Source organism: Exiguobacterium sp. SL-9, from assembly GCF_004336985.1.
GTDB lineage: Bacteria > Bacillota > Bacilli > Exiguobacteriales > Exiguobacteriaceae > Exiguobacterium.
In genome coordinates, this window is sequence record NZ_SJUO01000001.1 from 810,730 (window position 1) to 830,986 (window position 20,257).

Annotated in this window: 23 protein-coding genes; 6 read left to right on the forward strand and 17 right to left on the reverse strand. The window is 52.6% G+C overall.

Annotated features, from left to right (window positions below):
* Positions 1-19: 19 nt before the first annotated feature.
* From copZ to EVJ34_RS04195, 11 genes are all read right to left on the reverse strand, one after another.
* Positions 20-226 carry a copper chaperone CopZ gene (copZ, locus tag EVJ34_RS04145; protein ID WP_131437637.1) on the reverse strand — a complete coding sequence of 69 codons (207 nt, stop codon included), beginning with the start codon at positions 224-226 and terminating at the stop codon, positions 20-22.
* Positions 223-2,334 (reverse strand): heavy metal translocating P-type ATPase, encoded by a 2,112-nt coding sequence (locus EVJ34_RS04150; protein ID WP_131484772.1) that lies wholly within the window; start codon positions 2,332-2,334, stop codon positions 223-225. Before EVJ34_RS04150 ends, copZ begins: the two co-directional genes overlap by 4 nt.
* 12 nt (positions 2,335-2,346) lie before the next feature.
* Complete coding sequence (locus tag EVJ34_RS04155; RefSeq protein WP_021066698.1) at positions 2,347-2,649, reverse strand: metal-sensitive transcriptional regulator; 303 nt, start codon at positions 2,647-2,649, stop codon at positions 2,347-2,349.
* Positions 2,650-2,744: 95 nt separating this feature from the next.
* On the reverse strand, positions 2,745-4,292 hold the full coding sequence (locus tag EVJ34_RS04160) for a long-chain-fatty-acid--CoA ligase (protein ID WP_131484773.1): 1,548 nt from the start codon (positions 4,290-4,292) through the stop codon (positions 2,745-2,747).
* A 103-nt stretch (positions 4,293-4,395) separates the two neighbouring features.
* The gene (locus EVJ34_RS04165; protein WP_131437643.1) at positions 4,396-4,869 is read right to left on the reverse strand and encodes a PTS sugar transporter subunit IIA; all 474 of its coding nucleotides are present in this window, start codon (positions 4,867-4,869) and stop codon (positions 4,396-4,398) included.
* A gap of 157 nt (positions 4,870-5,026) precedes the next feature.
* Positions 5,027-6,016 carry a lipoate--protein ligase gene (gene lplA / locus EVJ34_RS04170; RefSeq protein ID WP_131484774.1) on the reverse strand — a complete coding sequence of 330 codons (990 nt, stop codon included), beginning with the start codon at positions 6,014-6,016 and terminating at the stop codon, positions 5,027-5,029.
* Between the two features lie 68 nt (positions 6,017-6,084).
* Entirely contained in the window at positions 6,085-6,972 is an 888-nt protein-coding gene (locus EVJ34_RS04175) for a Cof-type HAD-IIB family hydrolase (RefSeq protein ID WP_232819573.1), read from the reverse strand.
* A 90-nt stretch (positions 6,973-7,062) separates the two neighbouring features.
* Positions 7,063-8,448, reverse strand: coding sequence for a protoporphyrinogen oxidase (hemG, locus tag EVJ34_RS04180; RefSeq protein WP_131484775.1), 1,386 nt, complete (start codon positions 8,446-8,448; stop codon positions 7,063-7,065).
* On the reverse strand, positions 8,441-9,370 hold the full coding sequence (hemH, locus tag EVJ34_RS04185; RefSeq protein WP_131437651.1) for a ferrochelatase: 930 nt from the start codon (positions 9,368-9,370) through the stop codon (positions 8,441-8,443). Before hemH ends, hemG begins: the two co-directional genes overlap by 8 nt.
* Entirely contained in the window at positions 9,367-10,416 is a 1,050-nt protein-coding gene (gene hemE, locus EVJ34_RS04190) for a uroporphyrinogen decarboxylase (protein WP_131437653.1), read from the reverse strand. Before hemE ends, hemH begins: the two co-directional genes overlap by 4 nt.
* A gap of 116 nt (positions 10,417-10,532) precedes the next feature.
* A complete protein-coding gene (locus EVJ34_RS04195) occupies positions 10,533-10,838 on the reverse strand; it encodes a MerR family transcriptional regulator (RefSeq protein WP_131437656.1) in 306 nt (101 codons plus the stop codon).
* 129 nt (positions 10,839-10,967) lie between these two features.
* Here EVJ34_RS04195 and EVJ34_RS04200 point away from each other — a divergent pair, with 129 nt between their 5' ends.
* Positions 10,968-12,266 carry an ammonium transporter gene (locus EVJ34_RS04200; RefSeq protein WP_131437658.1) on the forward strand — a complete coding sequence of 433 codons (1,299 nt, stop codon included), beginning with the start codon at positions 10,968-10,970 and terminating at the stop codon, positions 12,264-12,266.
* A gap of 39 nt (positions 12,267-12,305) precedes the next feature.
* On the opposite strand, the gene EVJ34_RS04205 is transcribed toward EVJ34_RS04200, so the two are convergent.
* Together EVJ34_RS04205 and EVJ34_RS04210 are read right to left on the reverse strand one after the other, a co-directional pair.
* Positions 12,306-13,436, reverse strand: a complete 1,131-nt coding sequence (locus EVJ34_RS04205; RefSeq protein WP_131484776.1) for an ABC transporter permease — start codon at positions 13,434-13,436, stop codon at positions 12,306-12,308.
* On the reverse strand, positions 13,433-14,170 hold the full coding sequence (locus EVJ34_RS04210) for an ABC transporter ATP-binding protein (protein WP_131484777.1): 738 nt from the start codon (positions 14,168-14,170) through the stop codon (positions 13,433-13,435). Before EVJ34_RS04210 ends, EVJ34_RS04205 begins: the two co-directional genes overlap by 4 nt.
* A 169-nt stretch (positions 14,171-14,339) precedes the next feature.
* On the opposite strand from EVJ34_RS04210, the gene EVJ34_RS04215 reads away from it, so the two are divergent.
* Positions 14,340-14,594, forward strand: coding sequence for a GlsB/YeaQ/YmgE family stress response membrane protein (locus tag EVJ34_RS04215; protein ID WP_131484778.1), 255 nt, complete (start codon positions 14,340-14,342; stop codon positions 14,592-14,594).
* 47 nt (positions 14,595-14,641) lie between these two features.
* On the opposite strand, the gene EVJ34_RS04220 is transcribed toward EVJ34_RS04215, so the two are convergent.
* A complete protein-coding gene (locus tag EVJ34_RS04220) occupies positions 14,642-15,691 on the reverse strand; it encodes a hypothetical protein (RefSeq protein ID WP_131484779.1) in 1,050 nt (349 codons plus the stop codon).
* 132 nt (positions 15,692-15,823) lie between these two features.
* Between EVJ34_RS04220 and EVJ34_RS04225 the strand changes: the two genes are divergently transcribed.
* Positions 15,824-16,252 carry an HIT family protein gene (locus EVJ34_RS04225; RefSeq protein ID WP_131437668.1) on the forward strand — a complete coding sequence of 143 codons (429 nt, stop codon included), beginning with the start codon at positions 15,824-15,826 and terminating at the stop codon, positions 16,250-16,252.
* 53 nt (positions 16,253-16,305) lie between these two features.
* Here the strand turns inward: EVJ34_RS04225 and EVJ34_RS04230 are convergent, their stop codons facing one another.
* Positions 16,306-16,635, reverse strand: coding sequence for a hypothetical protein (locus EVJ34_RS04230; RefSeq protein WP_236634625.1), 330 nt, complete (start codon positions 16,633-16,635; stop codon positions 16,306-16,308).
* 174 nt (positions 16,636-16,809) lie between these two features.
* Between EVJ34_RS04230 and EVJ34_RS04235 the strand changes: the two genes are divergently transcribed.
* Together EVJ34_RS04235 and EVJ34_RS04240 are read left to right on the forward strand one after the other, a co-directional pair.
* Positions 16,810-17,166 (forward strand): hypothetical protein, encoded by a 357-nt coding sequence (locus tag EVJ34_RS04235; RefSeq protein WP_236636634.1) that lies wholly within the window; start codon positions 16,810-16,812, stop codon positions 17,164-17,166.
* Between the two features lie 59 nt (positions 17,167-17,225).
* The gene (locus EVJ34_RS04240) at positions 17,226-17,789 is read left to right on the forward strand and encodes an HTH-type transcriptional regulator Hpr (protein ID WP_131437672.1); all 564 of its coding nucleotides are present in this window, start codon (positions 17,226-17,228) and stop codon (positions 17,787-17,789) included.
* Here EVJ34_RS04240 and EVJ34_RS04245 read toward each other — a convergent pair.
* A complete protein-coding gene (locus EVJ34_RS04245; protein WP_236634623.1) occupies positions 17,773-18,111 on the reverse strand; it encodes a DUF1878 family protein in 339 nt (112 codons plus the stop codon). The two genes, EVJ34_RS04240 and EVJ34_RS04245, sit on opposite strands and share 17 nt — an antisense overlap.
* Positions 18,112-18,262: 151 nt before the next feature.
* Here EVJ34_RS04245 and EVJ34_RS04250 point away from each other — a divergent pair, with 151 nt between their 5' ends.
* Positions 18,263-19,261 (forward strand): peptidylprolyl isomerase, encoded by a 999-nt coding sequence (locus tag EVJ34_RS04250; protein WP_131484780.1) that lies wholly within the window; start codon positions 18,263-18,265, stop codon positions 19,259-19,261.
* A gap of 37 nt (positions 19,262-19,298) precedes the next feature.
* Here the strand turns inward: EVJ34_RS04250 and EVJ34_RS04255 are convergent, their stop codons facing one another.
* On the reverse strand, positions 19,299-20,171 hold the full coding sequence (locus EVJ34_RS04255) for an HD domain-containing protein (protein ID WP_483297317.1): 873 nt from the start codon (positions 20,169-20,171) through the stop codon (positions 19,299-19,301).
* Positions 20,172-20,257 lie beyond the last annotated feature (86 nt).

Below are 20,257 nucleotides of genomic sequence, written 5' to 3' on the forward strand. Positions count from 1 at the left end.
GATAGGCGAGAGCTCCGTATTATGCGTTGACGTCGTAGCCTTGTTCCTCGATCGCTTCGATCATCGTTTTCACGGAAATTTGATCGTTGTGGATGACATCGACCCGATGGTCCTGCAACGAGACGATGGCCGACTCGACGCCTTCGAGTTCTGTCAATGCGCCTTCGACCGCCGCTTTGCAGTGATTACATGTCATACCTTCTACTTTTAATGTCGTTTCATTCATTTGGATGTTCCTCCTTGTGTTTTCAATCGTAACGCGTTCAAGACGACCGAGACCGAACTGAACGCCATGGCCGCCCCGGCAATCCATGGGGCGAGCAATCCGGCCGCAGCGACCGGGATACCGAGACTGTTATAGGCAAGGGCCCAGAACAAGTTTTGACGAATGTTACGCATCGTCAATGCGCTCATTTCGATGGCCCTGTTCACGCCTTCGATATCTTGTCCCATCACGGTTACGTCTGCCGCCTCTAAAGCGATATCTGTCCCGCTGCCGAACGCGATGCCGACATCGGCGACAGCAAGTGCCGGGGCATCATTCATGCCGTCCCCGACCATGGCTACACGTCCTTGCCGTTTCAGCGCCTCGACATGATCGGCCTTCTCAACCGGTAACACCTCGGCGATGACATTCGTTTCGGGAATCCCGAGTTGGCGAGCGACATCGAGCGCGACTTCTTTTCGGTCACCGGTCAAGACATAGACTTGTCTTGTCTTGGCAAGTTGTTGGACGACGGCACGACTCTGGTCTTTTAACTTATCTTGCAGACCGAACGCCGCGACGACACCAGACTCGTCGGCCACATAGACAGGCGTCATCGCCTGCATATCCCATTCTGGGAGTACGAATCCTGATTCTTGCATCATCCGGACCGAGCCGATAAGAAGAGGTTTCCCATCTACGATCGCTTTCAATCCTCGACCGGCCAACTCTTCAACACGTTCGACCTGACCGTCTCCTTCGCCCCGGCCAATCGCCTCGGCGAGTGGGTGCGTCGATTGACGTTCGGCCATGACGGCCTGTTTCAAGAACGACGCGTCTCCGAACGTCGCCACGACTTCCGGCGTACCTTTCGTGAGCGTCCCCGTCTTATCGAAGACGACGATATCGACACCATTCAATGATTCGAGCTGACCGCCCCCTTTGAACAAGACACCACGTTCGGCGGCACGACCCGTCCCGACCATAATCGATGTCGGTGTCGCGAGACCGAGCGCACACGGACAAGCGATGACGAGAACGGCAATCGATGCCCGAATCGCCATGTCCAAATCATTGAAACCAAGCGTCCAGACGGCGAACGTCAAGGCGCTGATGGCGACGACGATCGGAACGAACACACCAGAAATCCGGTCCGCTTGCCGTTGAATCGGTGCTTTGTCCGTCTGTGCCTGTTCGACGACACGGACAATTTGAGCGAGCATCGTCTCGCTGCCGACACGTTCAGCGACCATCAAGACCCGATGCGAACGGTTGATCGTTCCGCCGACAACATCGGCGCCGACACTTTTCTCGGAGGGGATCGACTCCCCGGTCAACATCGACTCATCGATGACCGTCTCACCTTCGACGATTTTCCCATCGACCGGCACTTTTTCGCCAGGGCGGACGACGATGACGTCACCGGCTTTGACCAAATCGATCGCGACCGATCTCTCCACACCGTCGACGAGTAAAATCGCTTCTTTCGCCTGTAACGACAAGAGCGATTTTAGCGCGTCCGTCGTTTTTTCTTTCGCTCGGGCCTCTAACCATTTGCCGAGCAATACGAGCGTGATCAAGACGGCACTCGTCTCAAAATAGAGCGACGGGTGCATCGGATGCACGAACATCTCGAAGACGGAATAGAAGTAAGCTGCCGACGTCCCGGTCGCCACGAGCACGTCCATGTTGGCCGCGCCGCTCTTCAGGCTCTTATACGCCCCTTTATAAAACTGGGCCCCAATCCAGAACTGGACCGGTGTGGCGAGCGCGAATTGCCACCACGGATTCATGAGCCAATCGGCATGAAACGTCACACCCGGGATGTGCGTAATCATGACGAGCAGAAGTGGTGCTGACAACAGCGCTGAGATGAGTACTTTTCGTTCGAGCGGACGGAGATCATGTGCCGGGGTCAGTTCCGCTTTCCGTTCTGCACCGTAACCGATTTTCTCGATGCGGGCAATCAGCTCTTCTTCAGTGATGCCATCCTCGACACGAATCGTCGCCGTCTCGAGCGGCAAGTTGACGGTCGCTTCGACGCCGTCCATTTTATTCAATACTTTTTCAATGCGGGCCGAACATGCGGCGCACGTCATCCCTTGAATCGACAGTTCGACGGTTTTCATCGGTCCACCTCCTTACTTCTTGATGCGACTGACGATTGTCATCAATTCGTCAATGTATGGGTCCATGTCTTCTGTTTCACTCGCATGGACTAGACATTTGCGCATGTGACGTTCGAGCAGTTGCATCTCGACTTGTTTGAGTGCCGCTTGGATGGCGGACGTCTGCGTCAAAATATCGACACAGTAGCGATCGCTCTCGACCATCTTTTGAATCCCACGTACTTGTCCTTCAATCCGGCGCAGCCGTTTGCTGAGCGCTTCACGTTCTGCGTCTTCACGCGGGACGATCGGTTGGTCATGCATGAATTCTTCCATGGTTATCACCTCACCTTCAATATACCCCTACCCGGTAATGGTGTCAAACATTTCGAACAAAAAAGGACGACTGATTTCGTCGTCCTTCTCTCCCGTCAATTGCGTTGGAACGCCTCACTCTTCAAGACGGTCCGTAAAATCTTCCCGGTCGTGTTCCGAGGGAGTTCATCAATAATTTCGATGTGTGTCGGTTGTTTGTACTTCGCGAGTTTCGTCGCCGCAAACGACCGAATCTCGTCAAGCGTCACTTGTTCGTCGCGGGTGACGACGAACGCCTTCACGGCTTCCCCTTGTTCAGCATCAGGGACCCCGATGACGGCCGCCTCGACGATGCCCGGATGTTGATAGAGCACTTCTTCGACTTCACGCGGATAAACGTTATAGCCGCCAACGATGACCATATCTTTCTTCCGGTCGACGATGTAGAAGTACCCGTCCTTGTCGCGCTTCGCCAAGTCTCCCGTGTAGAGCCATCCGTCACGAAGTGTCATCGACGTCTCTTCCGGCAGTTTGTAATAGCCTTTCATGACGTTCGGGCCACGGACGATGAGTTCGCCGACTTCGTCGACTCCGACCTCTTCCCCCAGCTCATCGACGACTTTATTCTCGACGTGGACGATTGACGGGCCGATCGAACCTGCCTTCCGCTCCCCATGAAGCGGGTTGAAACAAGTAACAGGTGACGCTTCTGAGAGGCCATACCCTTCAAGAATTTTACACTCGAACTTCTGCTCGAACGATTCAAGCAGCTGCACCGGCAGACTGGCCCCACCGGATACGAAGACGCGGACGTGCTTGAGCGCCGAGGCATAAGCCGGAACTTTCATCGCCGTCTGTAACAGGAAGTTGTACATCGTCGGCACACCGGCGAAAATGCTGACACGATGTCTCGGGATGAGGTCGAACACATCTTGCGGCGAGAATTTCGGTAAGATGACGATTGTGGCGCCGCGCAGGAGCGGTGCGTTCACGATTACGGTCAGACAGAAGACGTGGAACATCGGCAGCGCCGCGAGCGCTTTATCTTCCGGCGTGATCTCCAAATATTCTCCAATCGAATGGGCGTTCGAGAACAAGTTGAGATGCGTCAACAACGCTCCCTTTGGCTTCCCGGTCGTCCCGCTCGTATAGAGGATGACAGCGACGTCTCCTTCATCGACCACAACGAGCTCCCCTTTCGTCATCGCGAACGCCTCTTCGAACGGCAAGAACTCGATGTCCCCGTCTCGTTTCAACGCCGGTACGTCCGCGTACGGGACCGAGATGACGAGTCCGAGTTGCGGTAACTTCGTGAGCGCGGCTTCCGCTTGCGCGACGAGCGGTGACAAGGCGACGATCGCCTTCACATCCCCATCGACCAAAATATAGGCCATCTCATCCGGTGTATATGTAGGGTTGATCGGAATGACGACCCCACCTCGTGCGAGCACCGCAAAATAGGAAATCAAGAATGCCGGGCTATTGCCGAGGACGAGTGCGACGTGGTCCCCTTGACCGATCCCTTTTTGCTCGAGCGTCGCCGCCATCGCCTCGACCTGACCGAAAAACTGTCCGTAGCTGACCGTGTCTTCCCCAAACACATAGGCCGCCTTGTTCGGATGCGCGGCCACAACGCCCTGTAGTGCCGTGACTAAGTTTGCCATGGTAATCCCCCTTTGAAAATGAATGACTATTCACTTTTAAGCCGTAAAAAAGAGCACGGCAGCCGCGCTCTTTTTCAGTTATCTCCATTGTACATGAAACGGCTTAATAAGAAAACGCTTTCAAGTCCATCGTCTTCAAATGATACAAGCCGGTCCGACTCTGTACGTGGACAAGTGCCTGCAGTGTCTCGTCATCCATGAGCAAATCGTCCATCAATTTGTGGAGTGCCGATTTTTTTGATTCGGTCGTCGCCGTGATGAAGAAAATCGCTTCGGTTCGAATCGTGTCTCCCGCAATTGTGTGCATCGCAAACGGATGATTAAGATGAAGCAAGATGATGCCGTCTTGTTTCGAGACGTGGAGCGGTACATCGACGACAGCGACCGGCACGGCAACATCGGTCACACCCGACGGAATCGTTTGCTCTTGCTCGATGACGACGCGCGCGAACCTCTCATCGACAACCCCTCTTCCTTCTAATTCAAGACCGATCGCGCGGACAGCCAGGTCAAACGTCGGTTGCTCCGTCACCCACATCCAATTCGCGTCCATCCACTCTGTAATAAATCGGTGCATATTGTTTCCTCCTGTTGGTTGAATCCTATATAAGAAAGCGCTTGCATTGAATATGATACGCCTCGCTGAAACGACGTGCAACCGTCCACACCAGATGTCACCAAAACGCCAAAAAGAAGGGACCTTGTTAAGAGTCCCTCCTTTTCTCCAACCCGCTTCAGCTAATGAGATCAACGAGTTCTTCGAGCTCGACGTTTCCAAAATAATGTTTGACGTCAAGCTGTGACAATTGTTCCCGAATCGCGCCGCGTTCGAACCGCGTCCCGACGAGTACCTGTTCGACGTCATGGATATCACCGACACCGAAGAAGTCCCCATAGATTTTCGCTTCCGTGATCGTGCCCTTGTTGACGTTTAAACGGACGTCGATCGTGCCAATCGGGAAACGACGTTTCGACTCGACATCAAACTTCGGCGATTTCCCGAAGTTCCAGTCCCAGTTCGCGTAGCGTTCTTTCGAGATGTCCTGAACGATTTCCCAATCCTCATCGCGAAGCACGTAACGTTCTGGTTCCTGTCCGTCATAAATCGAGTGGAGGAGCGCCTCGACGAAGCGTTCCATCTCCATCTCTTCTTCTAAGAATTCCGTAATGTTGGCGACGCGGCTGCGGACCGATTTTATTCCTTTCGAGCGCATCTTCTCTTCTGAGACGTTGAGCGAATTGACGACTTCCTCGATGTTCGAGTTAAACATGAGCGTCCCGTGGCTGAACATGCGGCCGCGTGTCGTGAACTGTGCGTTACCGCTGATCTTGCGTTCGCCGACTTGGATGTCGTTACGTCCCGTCAATTCCGCCTCGACCCCGAGCTGTTTCAAGGCGTCGACGATCGGCTGCGTGAACTTTTTATAGTTGTTGAACGAGTTGCCATCATCTTTTGTGATAAAGCTGAAGTTCAAGTTCCCTTCGTCATGATAGACGGCACCGCCACCTGAGAGACGACGAACGACGTCAATCCCGTTCTCTTCGATATACTTCAAGTTGACTTCTTCTGATGTGTTTTGGTTCTTACCGATGATGATCGACGGGCCGTTAATATAGAACAAGAAATAATCCTCATGCTCGACGTTCAAATGTTTGAGGATATACTCCTCGACCGCCAAGTTGAGTTTTGGGTCCCGAATGTCCGGGTTGAAAATAAATTTCACAGTAAGTTCCTCCTAAGGATGTTCATTAATTGTATTATACGAGACGTCAGCCCGTCGCTACAACTCGTTTACTTCCATTCCCCTGTCATGACGCGCTTCAATGCGTTCGCGACGCCATATTCGTCGTGACGCTCGGTGACGTGATGACTGATGGCGATCAAGTCTTCGTGACTATTGCCCATCGCGATGGCTTTACCGGCGACCTCGAACATCGGAATGTCGTTCAAATTGTCGCCGATGACGACGACTTCTGATAAATCGACACCGAAATGCTCGGCCAATTTTTTGACGCCGTGCCCTTTATCGGCCCCGTTCGCCATGACCTCGATGTTATCGTTGCCTGAAGACGTGACGTAAACGCCCTCCACACGCTCATCGATTTCCGTCCACAGCGATGACATCTTCTCGAAATGACTCGAGAAGGCGATGAATTTATAGACACGTCCGGCCTCGTTCTTGATGAAGTCTTCGATATCCTCGACGAGACGAACATCTTCGTTGACATAATAACGTTTGCGGAAGAACTCGTACATCTCGAGTGACCGCTCGTCCCCGTTCTGTTTCAAATTCTCCATCGTCGCTTCAATCAAGTCGAGTCGGCTCGCGACGAGCCCCGCCTCCGAATACATTTCATAGAAGACGTCCGAATATTTGTGGTCTTGATGCAACACAGATACGACCTCGAGCGCTTCTTCCGTCGTCAAATCGATTTCATGTAGCACGTCACCCGTTTCCGTCAACACGCGACCGCCGTTCGAAGAGACGATCGGGCACGTGAGGCCGACCTCGTCGAGGATTTCTTTCGCGTTGAAATAATTGCGTCCCGTCGCAATCGCAAAACGAATCCCCTGGGCTTCTGCCGCACGGACGATTTCTGCCGTCTCGGGTGCGATTTTCGTGTGGTTATGCAGGATCGTGCCATCCATATCGGATACGAACAATTTGTACGTTGTCATCAACATCCACTCCCTCTTTTTCTCTTTCGCTTCTAACTATAACAAAAAGAGAGGCCCTCGGAAAAATCCGGCACCTCTCTTCATAAATCTTTAAATATTTTCCGCGAGTGCTTTGATCTGTTCATGGACGCTCTTGATGCAGTCCGGCATGCCAATCCCGTCGTAGGCGATACCTGCGAGCAAAATACCGGGATAGACGCGGCCCATCTCAGCCCGGAGCGCACGGACCCGGTCGGAATGGAAGACAGCATAGGGCGGCAACCCGTCCCGGAGTCTGCTGACGACCGTCTCGAGCGGCGCTGCTTTAATCGTCATCAAGCCGCCGAGGTCACGTAACGCCGTCGTGACAATCTCCTCATCGGACGCATCGACGATGGCATCGGCGCCCGGACGCCCGAGAAAGACGCGCAGGACGTGATACCCTTCCGGCACGGCGTGTGGCCATTTTTGGTCGATGAACGTACATGCGGTAATCGTCACGTCCGCCTCTTGGCTCGTGACGAAACCTGTCCCGACGAACGGCAACTCGATATCTTCTTGTTTAAATACGAGTGAACACGTCGCCGTCGCGTGCGGCTTCATGTCTGCGAGAAAATCGCTGTCGACTTTCGGTAAGAACTGACGGATGAGTCGGGGCGGTACCGTCAAGACGAGATGATCACATTCGATATCTCCACGGTTCGTCAATAGTCGATAGTCCCCATCCATCTCCTCGACCTGTTCGACCGAACAGTTCAAGATGATTTCAGTCCGTTCTAGCCGTTCGGCGAGGCGATCCGTGAGTGACTTCAGCCCACGTTTGAGTGAAGCGAACTGTCCGACTTTCTTCGCTCCGACTTCCGCGACCCGCTGCTCGGGACGAAGGTGGCGCATCCCTTCATACAAGTTGCCGTACTGCTTCTCACCCTCGATGAACTGAGGGAAAGTCGACAACGCGCTCATCTTGTCGATGTCTCCCGCGTAAATCCCGGAAAGAAGCGGTTCGATCAGCCGGTCGACGATTGGGTCTCCGACCCGTTCACGCAAATACAGTCCGAGCGAGACGTCCGTCTCCGGGACCTCGACGTCCGGAGGAGACAGAAGCATCGTCCGAAGCAAAGCGTGTTCTTCCTCAGACAAGAGCGTCGTGTCCTTGAACGCATCGACGTCGAGCGGGATGCCCATGACCGTCTGTTTTGGGATCGGGTGCAATCCGTCATGATGGAGAACGTACGCTTGGCCGACGCCGTTACGGACAATCTCATCGCCGAGCCCGACGTCGTGAATCAAGTCGGTCATCGCCGTCTTGCGGAACACGTATGAATCCGGTCCCCGTTCGACCGCAAATTCCCCGGTCTCGAACGTATCGATTTTTCCACCTAAACGGCCGCTCGCTTCGACGAGCTTGATGGTGACATCTTCCGGCAAATAACGCTCAGCATAAAAAGCGGCGGTGAGACCTGTGATCCCACCACCGACAATCGTTACATTACGCATGATGCACGATCACGCTTTCCATTCGATCGGCGACGGCTTCAATGAAGCTACGCTCCGCGTTTGGCATGTTTGGACGTGCATAGTGAACGCCGAGGCGGTCACAGACGACTTTACATTCCACGTCGTTATCGAAGAGCACCTCGAGGTGATCTGCGACGAATCCGACTGGCGTGTAGACGAACGCCTCATAACCATGCTTTTCATAAAGTTCAGCCGTCAAATCTTGGACGTCCGGTCCGATCCACGGGTCAGGCGTGTTGCCTTCAGACTGCCAACCGACCTCATAGTTCGGTACGCCCGCCGCTTGGGCGATTTTGTCCGCCGTCTCCTTCAATTGATCCGGATACGGGTCGCCACCTGCTAAAATCTTCTCTGGAAGACTGTGTGCCGAGACAATCAAGCAAGCCTTCTCGGCCGGTACCGGCAAGTTCGCGAACGTCGCTTTAATCGCTTCCGCCCACCAATTGATGAATTTCGGCTCATCGTACCACGATTCGACCGAACGGATCTCGATGCCGTATTTCGCGGCCTCTTCATGCGCCCGTCCGTTGTACGATTTGACGCTGTATGACGAATAGTGCGGAGCCAATACGACCGACACTGCTTCTTTAATGCCGTCATTCGCCATTTGCGCGACCGCATCTTCTACGAACGGTTCGATGTGCTTGAGCCCGATGTAGAGTTTGAAGTCGATCTCACCGGCGTGACGCTCGTTCAAGATGTCACGGAGCGTCTCCGCTTGGTCGATGGTGATCTTCGCGAGCGGTGACACGCCACCGATGGCCTCATAGCGCTCCGTCAAGTCTTGGAGTGCTTCCGGTGATGGTTTTCGGCCATAGCGGATGTGCGTATAGTAACGCTCGATATCTTCAGGTTTGTACGGTGTCCCATAAGCCATTACAAGTAATCCGACGGTTTTCATAATGATTTGCCTCCCATTTTTTCACGTGAGTAGTCATGGATAAACGCTGTCAACTTGACGAGCACAGACGGATCGACTTCTGGGAACACCCCATGTCCCAAGTTAAAGACGTATCCTGGCTGTTTCATCCCCTCGTCGAGGATTTCTTTCACTTTCGCTTCGATGACCGGCCACGGGGCCAACAAGAATGACGGGTCAAGGTTGCCTTGGACCGCTTTCGTGATGCCGCGGTCACGCGCCTCTTGCACCGACAAGCGCCAATCGAGGCCGACAACGTCGAGCGGCTGGTCTTGCCACTCTTCGACGAGATGGCTCGCTCCGACACCGTGCATGATGAGCGGGATGTCGAGCTTGCGCAACTCAGTGAAGATTCGCTCTGTCGTCGGTTTGATATAACGGACATAATCCTTGCGGCTGAGCGTCCCGACCCATGAGTCAAACAATTGGAACGCTTGGATACCGGCCTCCGCTTGCGCCGTCGCATATGTGATGACCATGTCACCCAACTTCTCCATGAGCGCGTTCCATACGTCCGGCTCGGCATACATGAGCGCTTTCGTGCGGTGGTAGCTCTTCGATGGACCGCCTTCGATCATATAACTCGCGAGTGTGAACGGTGCACCTGAAAATCCGATGAGCGGGACTTCCAAACGTTCACGGAGCAAGCGAATCGTCTCGAACACGTACGAGATGTCTTCCGGATTGAGCGGCTTCAAGCGCTCCACGTCTTCCATCGTCCGGTACGGGTTATCGATGACTGGACCGATGCCGCTCTTGATTTCCACATCGACGCCCATCGACGGGAGTGGCGTCATGATGTCTTTATACAGAATGGCCGCGTCGACTCCTAGTTGTTTCACCGGGAGCTCTGTTACGTAGGCACACAACTCGGCATCGTGCGTGATTTCGAATAGTGTCCTCGTTTTTTTGATCTCACGATATTCCGGTTGGTAGCGTCCGGCTTGGCGCATGTACCAGACGGGCACATAGTCTGTCGCCTCTCCTTTAAACGCCTTCAAAATAGTATCGTTCATACGTCGCGTCATTCCCCTCTATAATTCTCCTACACTCTTCTTCTATAGGTATGTGAACTCAAAAACATTATACAGAAATTAATTAGAATAATGCTAATGTGAAGCATTTTCATTGTGTTTTCTTTGTGTCATTTCTTTGTCGGATACGTGCGGAAGGCCGAATTGAGCTGACCACGAATCAAATCGTCACGCTGTTTCGACGATAGACGTTTCTCGCGTTCTTTAATGTCTTGAATCCGCCAACCGTCCTCAAGCTTTGACGCCACATCAATCAATCGTTCGACGTCATGGAAAGAATATTTACGTGAACCACCTTTAGTCCGTTCCGGAAAGACGAGCCCTTTCGCTTCATAATAACGGACTTGTCGCTCCGAAAGGCCAGTCAGTTCAGTGATGACGCCCATCCCAATCACTTTCTTCGATTTATAGTCCATCACTCGTCCTCCTCCTCCATAAAAAAACTATGTCAGATAATCTGACAAATTGCAATCCAAGTCAAATCATTCGTCATACACTGAAAACAACTTTTGAATCATCAATCGCGAAAAAGGAGGAATCGCAACATGGAAGACATCTTATATTATATGGACACGCTGTTCGTACTCATCGCTGCACTGCTCGTCTTGACGATGCAACTTGGTTTTGGTTTGCTCGAAACGGGGACGCTCCGGGCTAAAAACGCCGGGCACGTGGCAGTCAAACAAATCATCAGCCTCTCTGTGGCGGCACTCGCCTTTTGGGCCGTCGGCTTCGGCCTCTCATTCGGGGACGGGACCCGCTGGTTCGGGACGGAAGGATTCTTCATGAACGGATCGTTCTCAAGTCTTGATTGGGCCAACGTCTCAATCGATATAAAATTCTTGTTCCAGTTGTCATTCGTCGCCGTCGCGCTCGCCATCGCCTGGGGCGGGTTCGCAGAGCGGGCTAAACTTTCCGCTTACGTTTTGTTCGGTATCTTCTTCGTCGCCATCCTCTATCCGATCGTCGCCCGCTCCGTATGGGCCGGTGGACTCCTCGGGACGATGGGCATGCAAGACTTCGCCGGTTCGGCCGTCGTCCACCTTCAAGGCGGGATGGCCGCCCTTATGGCCACGATTATCTTGAAACCGCGTCGTAAGACGGAATCGCTCGCTGGTCACAACCACGTCTTAACGGTCGTCGGCGGACTCGTGCTCTGGCTCTGCTGGTTCGGCTTCAATGCCGGTTCGACGATGTCGGTCGCGGACGGATTCTTCGGATACGTCGCCCTCACGACGATGCTTGCCACGGCAGCCGGTGCCCTCGGCGCTCTCGCCATCGTCATGCTTCATAAGAAGACGGCAGACATCCCTACAATCGTCAACGGTGTCCTCGGGGCGCTCGTCGCCATCACGGCCGCCTGTGCTTTCGTCGAACCTTGGGCCGCAGTCGTCATCGGCGCCGTCGCTTCAATCGCCACGTATGGGACGAGTATCCTCATGGCGAAATATGTCGATGATCCGCTCTGTGCCTTCTCGGTACACGGTGTCGCTGGAATCATCGGCACACTCGCACTCGGGTTCTTCGCCTCGCCGCGCTTGGTTGAGATCACAGGCATCGGTTCGGCAGGCCTCTTCTACGGCGGCGGCTTGGGCCAACTCGGTGTTCAAGCTCTCGGTGTTTTGATCGCGATGGTCATCGCCGGTGGCGGTAGCTACGCCTTCTTGAAATTGCTTGACGTCACAATCGGTCTTCGCGTCACGGAAGAACAAGAAGACATCGGTCTCGATATCGCGGAACACGGTGTATCGGCATATGGCGAAGTCGAGCCAGAAGCAGAGACACCAGCACGCCTCCCGAAAATTCTCGGGTCAAGCGTCTCGGTCATGTCACCGAAGAAATAACGACAACAGTCAGGGACACCCAAAGCGGGTGTCCCTGTTTCATGTCAATCGGTTCAAATAGTAACGGACGACCAGATACGCAAGTGCTAGACCAACTAGTGCGTCCCACGTCGCTCCGAACAAGAACGAAGCCACGCCTAGTCCGAGCATTTGCGCGAACAACAACCGCGTCGCCCACCATTTATAGGCAGAGAGCCGCTCTGAGCGTGTGATCGGCAACCATGACGCCATCGACACCGTGTCGAGCCGCTTGAACAACGGGACGAGTTGCAAGGCGGTCAATCCGACGAAAAGCGGGACGACCAGTCCGACGTACCACCCGCCCGAGAGCCACATGACGACGAGCGCGACGGCAGAGAGTCGCAACACGAGATCGAGCGAATCGTTCGAACGCATGATGCGGAGACCATAGACGTAACGGGCGGCATCGGCTCGTCTCAAGACCGAACGTTCGAGCAGGCTCACGATGAACGACCGCTCCCGTACGTCTTCCCGCATCGCCGGGACATCGACGAACCAGCTGACGACCCGATTGAACTGGGCTTTGCTCTTCTCTTCAAGCAAGAGCCAGTCGAGTAACGGGATACGGCGGTTGCGGCGTACGTGGAGCAAGATGAACGGGATGAGTGCCGGTACCGGTGTTAAGAGCGGCACACCGAACAGGATGAGAAGGCCACTGGCGAGCGCGCTAGGCACTACCACATATTTAACCCCCTCCAACTTGGCGAGACGACCCGCGGCCGAAATGAGCACACTCGTCGCGAGGATGGCGCCGACTTCAATCGAGCTGAGTGTTTGCGTCCGGACGAGCAACGGCAACACGACAAGCATGACGAGGATGGCACGGATGGTGGCGAAGACGACATTGAACAGGCGAACGCCGCTCAGGTACGCTTGCATCTCACCGAGGCGCGGCAATAAGAAGACTTGGTCCGCTTCTTGAATCAACGTCCGGGGACGATGCCCGAGCGGCAAGAGCAACCAAATCAACGCCACAATCCATTCACTCGGAAATGCCGGATCCAAGTCCGTCAAGAACTGGTTGTAGACGAACGCCCCATAAATGAGCGTAAAGTATAGCGTGAACAATAAACCGCCGTTTGCCACATAACGGCTGTATTTCACGACGTCTTCTACCCAAACGCCAAATCGTTGTTTGAATACGTTCATTGTTTCCGCTCCTCGGCCTCGATCGCCTCAACGTAGATGTCATCGAGCGTGGCGTCCGGAAGAAGACCATATATCTCGCGTAACTGCGCGGCCGTACCGGTCGCGATGACCGAACCTTGGTGCAAGAAGACGAAACGATCACAGTGGCGCTCGGCCGTCTCCAAAATATGCGTCGACATCAAGATGGCGCAGTCTTCCTTATACTCGTCAAACAATCGGAGCAGCTGACGGATCGCGAGCGGATCGAGCCCAACGAACGGCTCGTCGACAATCAGGAGCGGCGTCTTCGTCACGAGCGCACAGAGAATCATCGCTTTTTGCCGCATCCCTTTCGAGAAGACGGACGGGAACCAGTCTAGTTGCTTCTCCATCCGCATATCCCTGGCCAAGCGCTCGGTCCGGCTCGTTAAATCCGATGCCTCAATGTCGTACGCTTTGCCGATCAATGTCAAATGTTCACGCAAGGTCAACGTGTCATATAAAATAGGGGTCTCAGGTATATAACTTATTTTCTTACGATAATTATTTTCTGATGAGGTGAGTGTCTCACTATCGACTTCGACCGATCCCGAAATTGGATCAAGCAATCCTAAAATATGTTTAATCGTTGTCGATTTTCCCGCTCCATTTAGCCCTATCAGCCCAACGAGCTCACCTTTTTTCACTTCGAACGAAATGTCGTGCAAGACTTGTTTACCTATATAACCGCCGTTCAAATGTTCGACCTGCAACATGAAAACTCCACCCCTCATTTTCAACTTTTTTTTGTGATATATGTTTTGAAATTTGTCACATGGGAATATTCTCTACTGTAAGGCATTTTAAAAAACTTATTCATCAATTCCATTGTTCCATAAAATTGTTAAGAAGAACAATGGACAAAGCAGAGAGGAGAATGTTTTTATGGGTTGGATTATTACTTTAATTGTCGGGGGTATCATCGGTTGGTTAGCAGGTCTTATTTTAGGTAAAGACGTACCAGGTGGCGTGATCGGGAACATCATCGCCGGGATCATCGGAGCTTGGCTCGGTGGCCTCATCTTCGGAGACTTCGGTCCTGCCGTTGGTGGCATCGCGATTGTCCCAGCACTTCTCGGTGCGATTATCTTAATCTTGATCGTATCGTTCGTCATGAAATCAATGAACAAAAAGCGCTAATCTAGTGCTAAACAAACGGGACCCTCGCTGAGGGTCCCATTTTTTCGTTATGTCAGGATTAAATAGATGGCCCCGTCCCGCTCGATGAACCGTTTCTCGCTCTGTAGGCGCAAAAAGGTGAAAATCGACTCGAGCAACGTCTGATCATAGCGCCATTCGACGCCGAGATCGGTCTCGATTTTCTCATTCGGTTCCCCGATCAAGGCGATGATGTCGTCCGGCCGCTTCTCGAGATTGATATCGATGCGGTCGACGCGACCGTCAACAAATCGAAGCTCCATCCCATCATAGCGCCAGACGTCACCTCGTTCTATCGGTTCACCGATCTCGTCGCTGACCGTCTGTTCCCGTTTATTCATCAACGCCTCGATCGTCTCGATCGAGTGCCCTGTTTGCGCCTCGACTTCGATTTCAATCAGCTCGGCCCGTTCGAGGTCGAATTGTCCGGCGACCGTCTTATCTTGTTCCGGCAACAGCCCAAATGCCAAGCGATCGTCTTCAATCAGCGTCACGTCGTCACTCTCAGTCACCGTCGACCCATCGACGACAGCGACGGCTTTGACGTCGTAACGGCCTGGCATGCGCTCGAACGTCACGTCACCGCCCGCCTCATCAATTCTTCCGACTTGTGTACCGTCCACCCACACGTTCGTCAATGGCACATCCGACGTCACAACGAGCGACTTCGGCAACAATTCGATCCGATAGTCGGAAAAGCCGAACCGCCCTGCCCCCGTATCGACGAGCCGGAATAATCCGTCCGTCGCCATACCTTGCGTCCGGTCGGCACGGTCTTGCGCCACTTCCGAGATAGCCTCGCCCCGAATCGTCTTCTCTTCATTCAACCACCCCATGAAACGGAGTGCCTCGGCTCGCGTGAGCGGCTCCGATTCATACTCGACAGTCTGTTGGAAAAAGCGGACGTCCTCGTTCAAGAGCGCCTCTTTGAACCGGACATGAATCTTGTCGTTGGCGGCAGCCGGTTTATACCCCCATTGATAGAATGCACTGACCGCTAGGCCAATACCGAGCATCATGAGGAGCCCGAGATAGATGCTTCTTCGTCGTGACGGTTTTTTCGATCGTACATACGCCATCCGTTTTCTTCCTCTCTCTACTTGCTATTGTTTTTAGTGTAGGGGGAATCGACCGTCTGGACAATCGTTCTTCCGCCTGAATTTCCATGTTATGATGAGATGGATTAGTCATTTATGAATGGAGGAGTCAGCATGCACACTGAGGACAACTGTATTTTTTGTAAAATCGTCAAGGATGAGATTCCGTCGTACAAGGTATACGAAGACGACGCCGTCGTCGCCTTCCTCGACATCTCTCAAGTCACGAAAGGACATACTCTCGTCATCCCGAAACATCATGCCCGAAACATTTACGAATTGCCAGCCGACGTCGCCCGTGACGTCTTCGGAGCCGTTCCCGCCATCGCGAACGCCATTCAACGTGAGACGGGTGCGATCGGGATGAACATCTTATCGAACGCCGAAGCGATCGCCGGACAGACGGTCTACCATTTCCATATGCATCTGTTGCCACGCTATGGCGAGACGGACGGGTTTGACGCAAAATGGGAGACGCATCAAGGCGATTACTCATCTGACGACATGCAGACCATCGCTGCCGGCATCAAAGCAAACCTTTAATGAACAAATGGACCGTCGCTTGTTGAGCGATCGGTCCATTTTTGTCTCGCACCTCATGACGAGTTGATTGAATTGAGATGGCGTTTCCGCTCCTCTTCGATTTGGGCACGCTCGACTTGTAATTTAATCGCCTGCTCGTATAACTGTTGCCGCGATTTGACAGATTCCGCTTGTTCGAACTCTTTTCTTAACAAATTTAGACGGGCGTCTATTTCAACGAGTCGCTTTTCAAGCAAAGTTTGTTTCCGCGTCTGTTCGTTCTGTTCCGACGCTTCATATCCCGCCTCGAGTGCTTCCATGATTGTGTGTGCCCAAGGGTCATCTCCCAGTCGCTTGGCCGCGTTATACAGGTCTAACATGTCATCAACCCAACGCTTTTGCATATTCACTGGAGGTCACCTTCCTTTACCCATAGTTTAAAATAAAATGATTTTTCGGTCAAAATTGAATGTTCTGAAAAATTTTATTTAAGATATAGGTTTTTAATCACTCTTTTTTGGTAAAATAATATGAAAAGAATGTATTGTAGCATCAGTGTGCTTGAGGAGGGGAATGTATTGTCGAGTCACAATCGTCGAGAGTGGGTTGCTTTTGGCTTTGTCGTCGCGTTTTTAGGAGTTGCGACCATTAAAAAAATCGCCCGTGGAACGGCAAACGACGCCGCGGCTAATCAACACCGAGCGTCCACAATCACTACGTTGAAAGAACAATTCCAAAAAGTTACGAAGGACGCGTCGCAAGTAGCGGCAGCCGGTAAATTGCAAGGGAAAGAATTGACGGATCAAGTGAAAGCCGAAGTCGAACGCTATCAACAAGACATTCAGCCTTCAATCGAGCGGATTCAAGGAAACTTAAACGAGCTTTCGAACGTACAGTCAGATATGACCGAAGCGAAAACAGGAAAGACCGACTGAACCGTCTGTCGTCATCGCCCGTCATCTTAGTCACATTGTATCGGAAAGGATGGATCGACATGGAACACGAAAAAGAATTCACTGGCCCTGAGGCCATGCTCTATAGTCATAAAATCATTCAGCTTAGTAAGGCATTGTGGAAGACGGTCGAGAAAGACTGGCAGAATTGGATCAAGCCATTCGATTTGAACATTAACGAACATCATATTTTATGGATCGCACACGCCCTCGGCGGCGCCTCGATCTCAGAGATTGCCAAATACGGGGTCATGCACGTGTCGACGGCGTTCAACTTCTCGAAGAAGCTCGAAGACCGCGGTTTGCTTACGTTCTCGAAAAAAGAGACGGACAAACGAAATACGTACGTCCAATTGACGCCTGAAGGTGAGGCGCTCTTGCTTGAGACGATTCACGCCTTCGACCCGGAAGAGAACGGTGTCTTCCGCGCTTCACTCCCGCTTCAAGAGTTGTACGGGAAATTCCCTGATTTGACGGACATCACGGCTATCGTCCGTCGTCTCTACGGGGATAACTTCATGGACATCTTCGCGGAAACGTCGAAAATGATTACGGAAGAAGCCGGACGTCGCCCGGAAGACGACGAGGTCAGTAAAGAAGCTTGACTTGCCGATACAACGGTTCCGTGACGTCAAGCGCCATCCCTTGGCGCACACACGCCGCGAGAATCGTTTCGGCTTCTAACTTCGGGTGCAGCATCCCGACGAAATGAACGAGCAAAGGCTCCACGGACGACAGACCGTAGCGCATTTGCTCGTTTTGTCGTTCCCGGATATCATCGAGGAGTGCGAAAAATGCCACGACCTCTTGTCTCGTCAAATTGGCTTTCAACACCTCATGCTCGAACGGACGATTTGACCAATCGACTGCGCCGAGCAACAGTTCCATCTGGAACGATAATTGATTGATTTTCTCTTCTAACGACACGTTCTCCACCCCATCATTTCACATTCTCTTTCATCATTATACGATACGTTTCTGTGCTATGATACTACACAGGCAAGAGAACAGCTGTTATCGTTAACAAAATGTGGTATAGTCGGATTTAGAAACTTATAGATTTTTAGGGGTGGAATATATGTCAAACGGAATGACGAATGAACCGAACAAACAAAACAAGAAGTTTTCAACAGGCGCCCTCGTCGGCGCATCAGCAATCGCACTTCTGATCGGTGTCGGCGGCACGTATGCGGCGACAAGCGGCGGGTCTTCGGACAACTCAGCAGTTGTTTCCTTTGAAGGCGGCGAAGTGACACGCGGTGAGATCGCGGACATGAGCTACGACCGCATGGTCCCACAACTAGCTTTCCAAGAAACGATGAATGAATTGCTTGAAAAAGAATATGGCGACAAGGTCGAGCAAGATAAAGTCGATGAAGAGTTCAGCAAGACGGAAGAGCAGTTCAACTCAAAAGAAGAGTTCGAACAAGCGATTCAACAAGCTGGCATGACCGACACGGACGAGTTCAAAGAAGCGCTCCGCGGACAAATGCTCGTCGATGCGGCGAAGTCAGAACTCGTCGAAGTGACGGACGAAGACATCGAGGCCCAATTCGCGAAAGAGAACGTCGAAGTCAAAGCGAGCCATATCCTCGTCGAGACTGAAGAAGAAGCCCAAGCGATCATCAAAGAATTGAACGATGGCGCAGACTTCGCAGACGTTGCGAAAGAAAAATCGACAGACACAGGTTCTGGTGAAAAAGGCGGCGACCTCGGTTACTTCTCAGCCGGTGCCATGGTCCCTGAGTTTGAAGAATATGCGTTCCAAGAAGACGTGGTCGGCAAAGTCTCTGAGCCTGTCCAATCACAATTCGGTTTCCACGTCATCAAAGTCATGGACCGTAAAGAAAAAGACCTTAAACTCGAAGACGAGAAAGATCGTATCCGTGAAGAATTGGCAACTGAAAAAGCGGCCTCTGTCGACGCGAACAAGATCTACGCCGAGTTGATCGAGAAATATAACGTCGACGTGAAAGATGCGAAAGCGTCAACACAGTTCGACGCTGTGAAAGACGCCATCAAAGCGTCAGAAGAAGGTTCAGAAGAAGCTCCAGCCGAAGAATCGACCGAGCAATAAGCAAAAGACGTCCCGCGGGACGTCTTTTTGTATGCCTTCATAACTTCGGTTTATAAAACGCACGGTTATCGAGCGCCATGACGCGTTCCGTGAACGCTCCGGGTTCGACGCCTTCGAACGCCTTCTCAAACATATTCATCCGGGCATCGATGTTGTCGATGAAGAACAACATCTCGGCTTCCGGGAGTTGCGGCGCGTTCGCCGATCCCCACTCCGGTTTCCCGTGATGACTGAGGACGAGATGTTGGAGCAACGTCACGACTTCGCGGTCGGTCGCGAGCTCCCGGGCCACGACTTCGATTTCAGATGCCATGAGCGACAAGTGGCCGAGTAATTTTCCTTCGAGCGTATACTCCGGCGTGATCGCATCCGACAACTCGATCACTTTCGCCAAATCGTGCAGCACGACACCCGATACGAGCAAATCACGATTCAATTGCGGATACAGGTCACACATCGTTCCGGCGAGTTTAAGCATCGACAAGACGTGGAACGCAAGTCCCGAATAGACCGCATGGTGATGGCGCACCGCTGCCGGGTACGTGAAGTACGCCTCCGCGTTCCGGTCGACGAGCGCTGTCACGAGCTCACGCATACCCGTGTGTCCGATCGCCTCGATATGGCTGCGGATTCCCGTCTCGAGCTCTGATTTCGGTACCGGTGCCGATCTTACATACGGCGCGATATCCGTCTCCCCTTCGATAATGGAGATTTGTTTGAGCTTCAGTTGAGTCCGCCCGCGATAATCCATCACTTCTCCGGAAGCGTGGACAATTTTCTTCGTCGCATATTTATCTGTATCGGCGCTATCCCATACTTTCGTCTCAATCTCTCCGCTCTCATCGCAAAGAATGAGCGTCAAATATGGTTTGCCGTTCCCAGCGAGTCCTCGATAGGATTGTTTGATCATGACATATTGATTTAACGTGTCGCCCACTTTGAGCTGACCGATTTTAGTAGTCGTCAAAAAAAGCACCTCTCTTCTTGTCAGTACTT

Excerpts from the sequence above, each read along its gene's own strand:
- EVJ34_RS04200 (WP_131437658.1), top strand. The coding sequence starts at position 10,968 with ATGGAAGACATCTTATATTATATGGACACGCTGTTCGTACTCATCGCT.
- EVJ34_RS04155 (WP_021066698.1), bottom strand. The coding sequence starts at position 2,649 with ATGGAAGAATTCATGCATGACCAACCGATCGTCCCGCGTGAAGACGCA.
- EVJ34_RS04250 (WP_131484780.1), top strand. The coding sequence starts at position 18,263 with ATGTCAAACGGAATGACGAATGAACCGAACAAACAAAACAAGAAGTTT.
- EVJ34_RS04150 (WP_131484772.1), bottom strand. The coding sequence starts at position 2,334 with ATGAAAACCGTCGAACTGTCGATTCAAGGGATGACGTGCGCCGCATGT.
- copZ (WP_131437637.1), bottom strand. The coding sequence starts at position 226 with ATGAATGAAACGACATTAAAAGTAGAAGGTATGACATGTAATCACTGC.
- EVJ34_RS04255 (WP_483297317.1), bottom strand. The coding sequence starts at position 20,171 with ATGATCAAACAATCCTATCGAGGACTCGCTGGGAACGGCAAACCATAT.
- EVJ34_RS04195 (WP_131437656.1), bottom strand. The coding sequence starts at position 10,838 with ATGGACTATAAATCGAAGAAAGTGATTGGGATGGGCGTCATCACTGAA.
- hemG (WP_131484775.1), bottom strand. The coding sequence starts at position 8,448 with ATGCGTAATGTAACGATTGTCGGTGGTGGGATCACAGGTCTCACCGCC.
- EVJ34_RS04205 (WP_131484776.1), bottom strand. The coding sequence starts at position 13,436 with ATGAACGTATTCAAACAACGATTTGGCGTTTGGGTAGAAGACGTCGTG.
- EVJ34_RS04210 (WP_131484777.1), bottom strand. The coding sequence starts at position 14,170 with ATGTTGCAGGTCGAACATTTGAACGGCGGTTATATAGGTAAACAAGTC.
- EVJ34_RS04160 (WP_131484773.1), bottom strand. The coding sequence starts at position 4,292 with ATGGCAAACTTAGTCACGGCACTACAGGGCGTTGTGGCCGCGCATCCG.
- hemE (WP_131437653.1), bottom strand. The coding sequence starts at position 10,416 with ATGACGCGACGTATGAACGATACTATTTTGAAGGCGTTTAAAGGAGAG.
- EVJ34_RS04220 (WP_131484779.1), bottom strand. The coding sequence starts at position 15,691 with ATGGCGTATGTACGATCGAAAAAACCGTCACGACGAAGAAGCATCTAT.
- EVJ34_RS04240 (WP_131437672.1), top strand. The coding sequence starts at position 17,226 with ATGGAACACGAAAAAGAATTCACTGGCCCTGAGGCCATGCTCTATAGT.
- EVJ34_RS04225 (WP_131437668.1), top strand. The coding sequence starts at position 15,824 with ATGCACACTGAGGACAACTGTATTTTTTGTAAAATCGTCAAGGATGAG.
- EVJ34_RS04165 (WP_131437643.1), bottom strand. The coding sequence starts at position 4,869 with ATGCACCGATTTATTACAGAGTGGATGGACGCGAATTGGATGTGGGTG.
- hemH (WP_131437651.1), bottom strand. The coding sequence starts at position 9,370 with ATGAAAACCGTCGGATTACTTGTAATGGCTTATGGGACACCGTACAAA.
- EVJ34_RS04175 (WP_232819573.1), bottom strand. The coding sequence starts at position 6,972 with ATGACAACGTACAAATTGTTCGTATCCGATATGGATGGCACGATCCTG.
- EVJ34_RS04215 (WP_131484778.1), top strand. The coding sequence starts at position 14,340 with ATGGGTTGGATTATTACTTTAATTGTCGGGGGTATCATCGGTTGGTTA.
- EVJ34_RS04230 (WP_236634625.1), bottom strand. The coding sequence starts at position 16,635 with ATGCAAAAGCGTTGGGTTGATGACATGTTAGACCTGTATAACGCGGCC.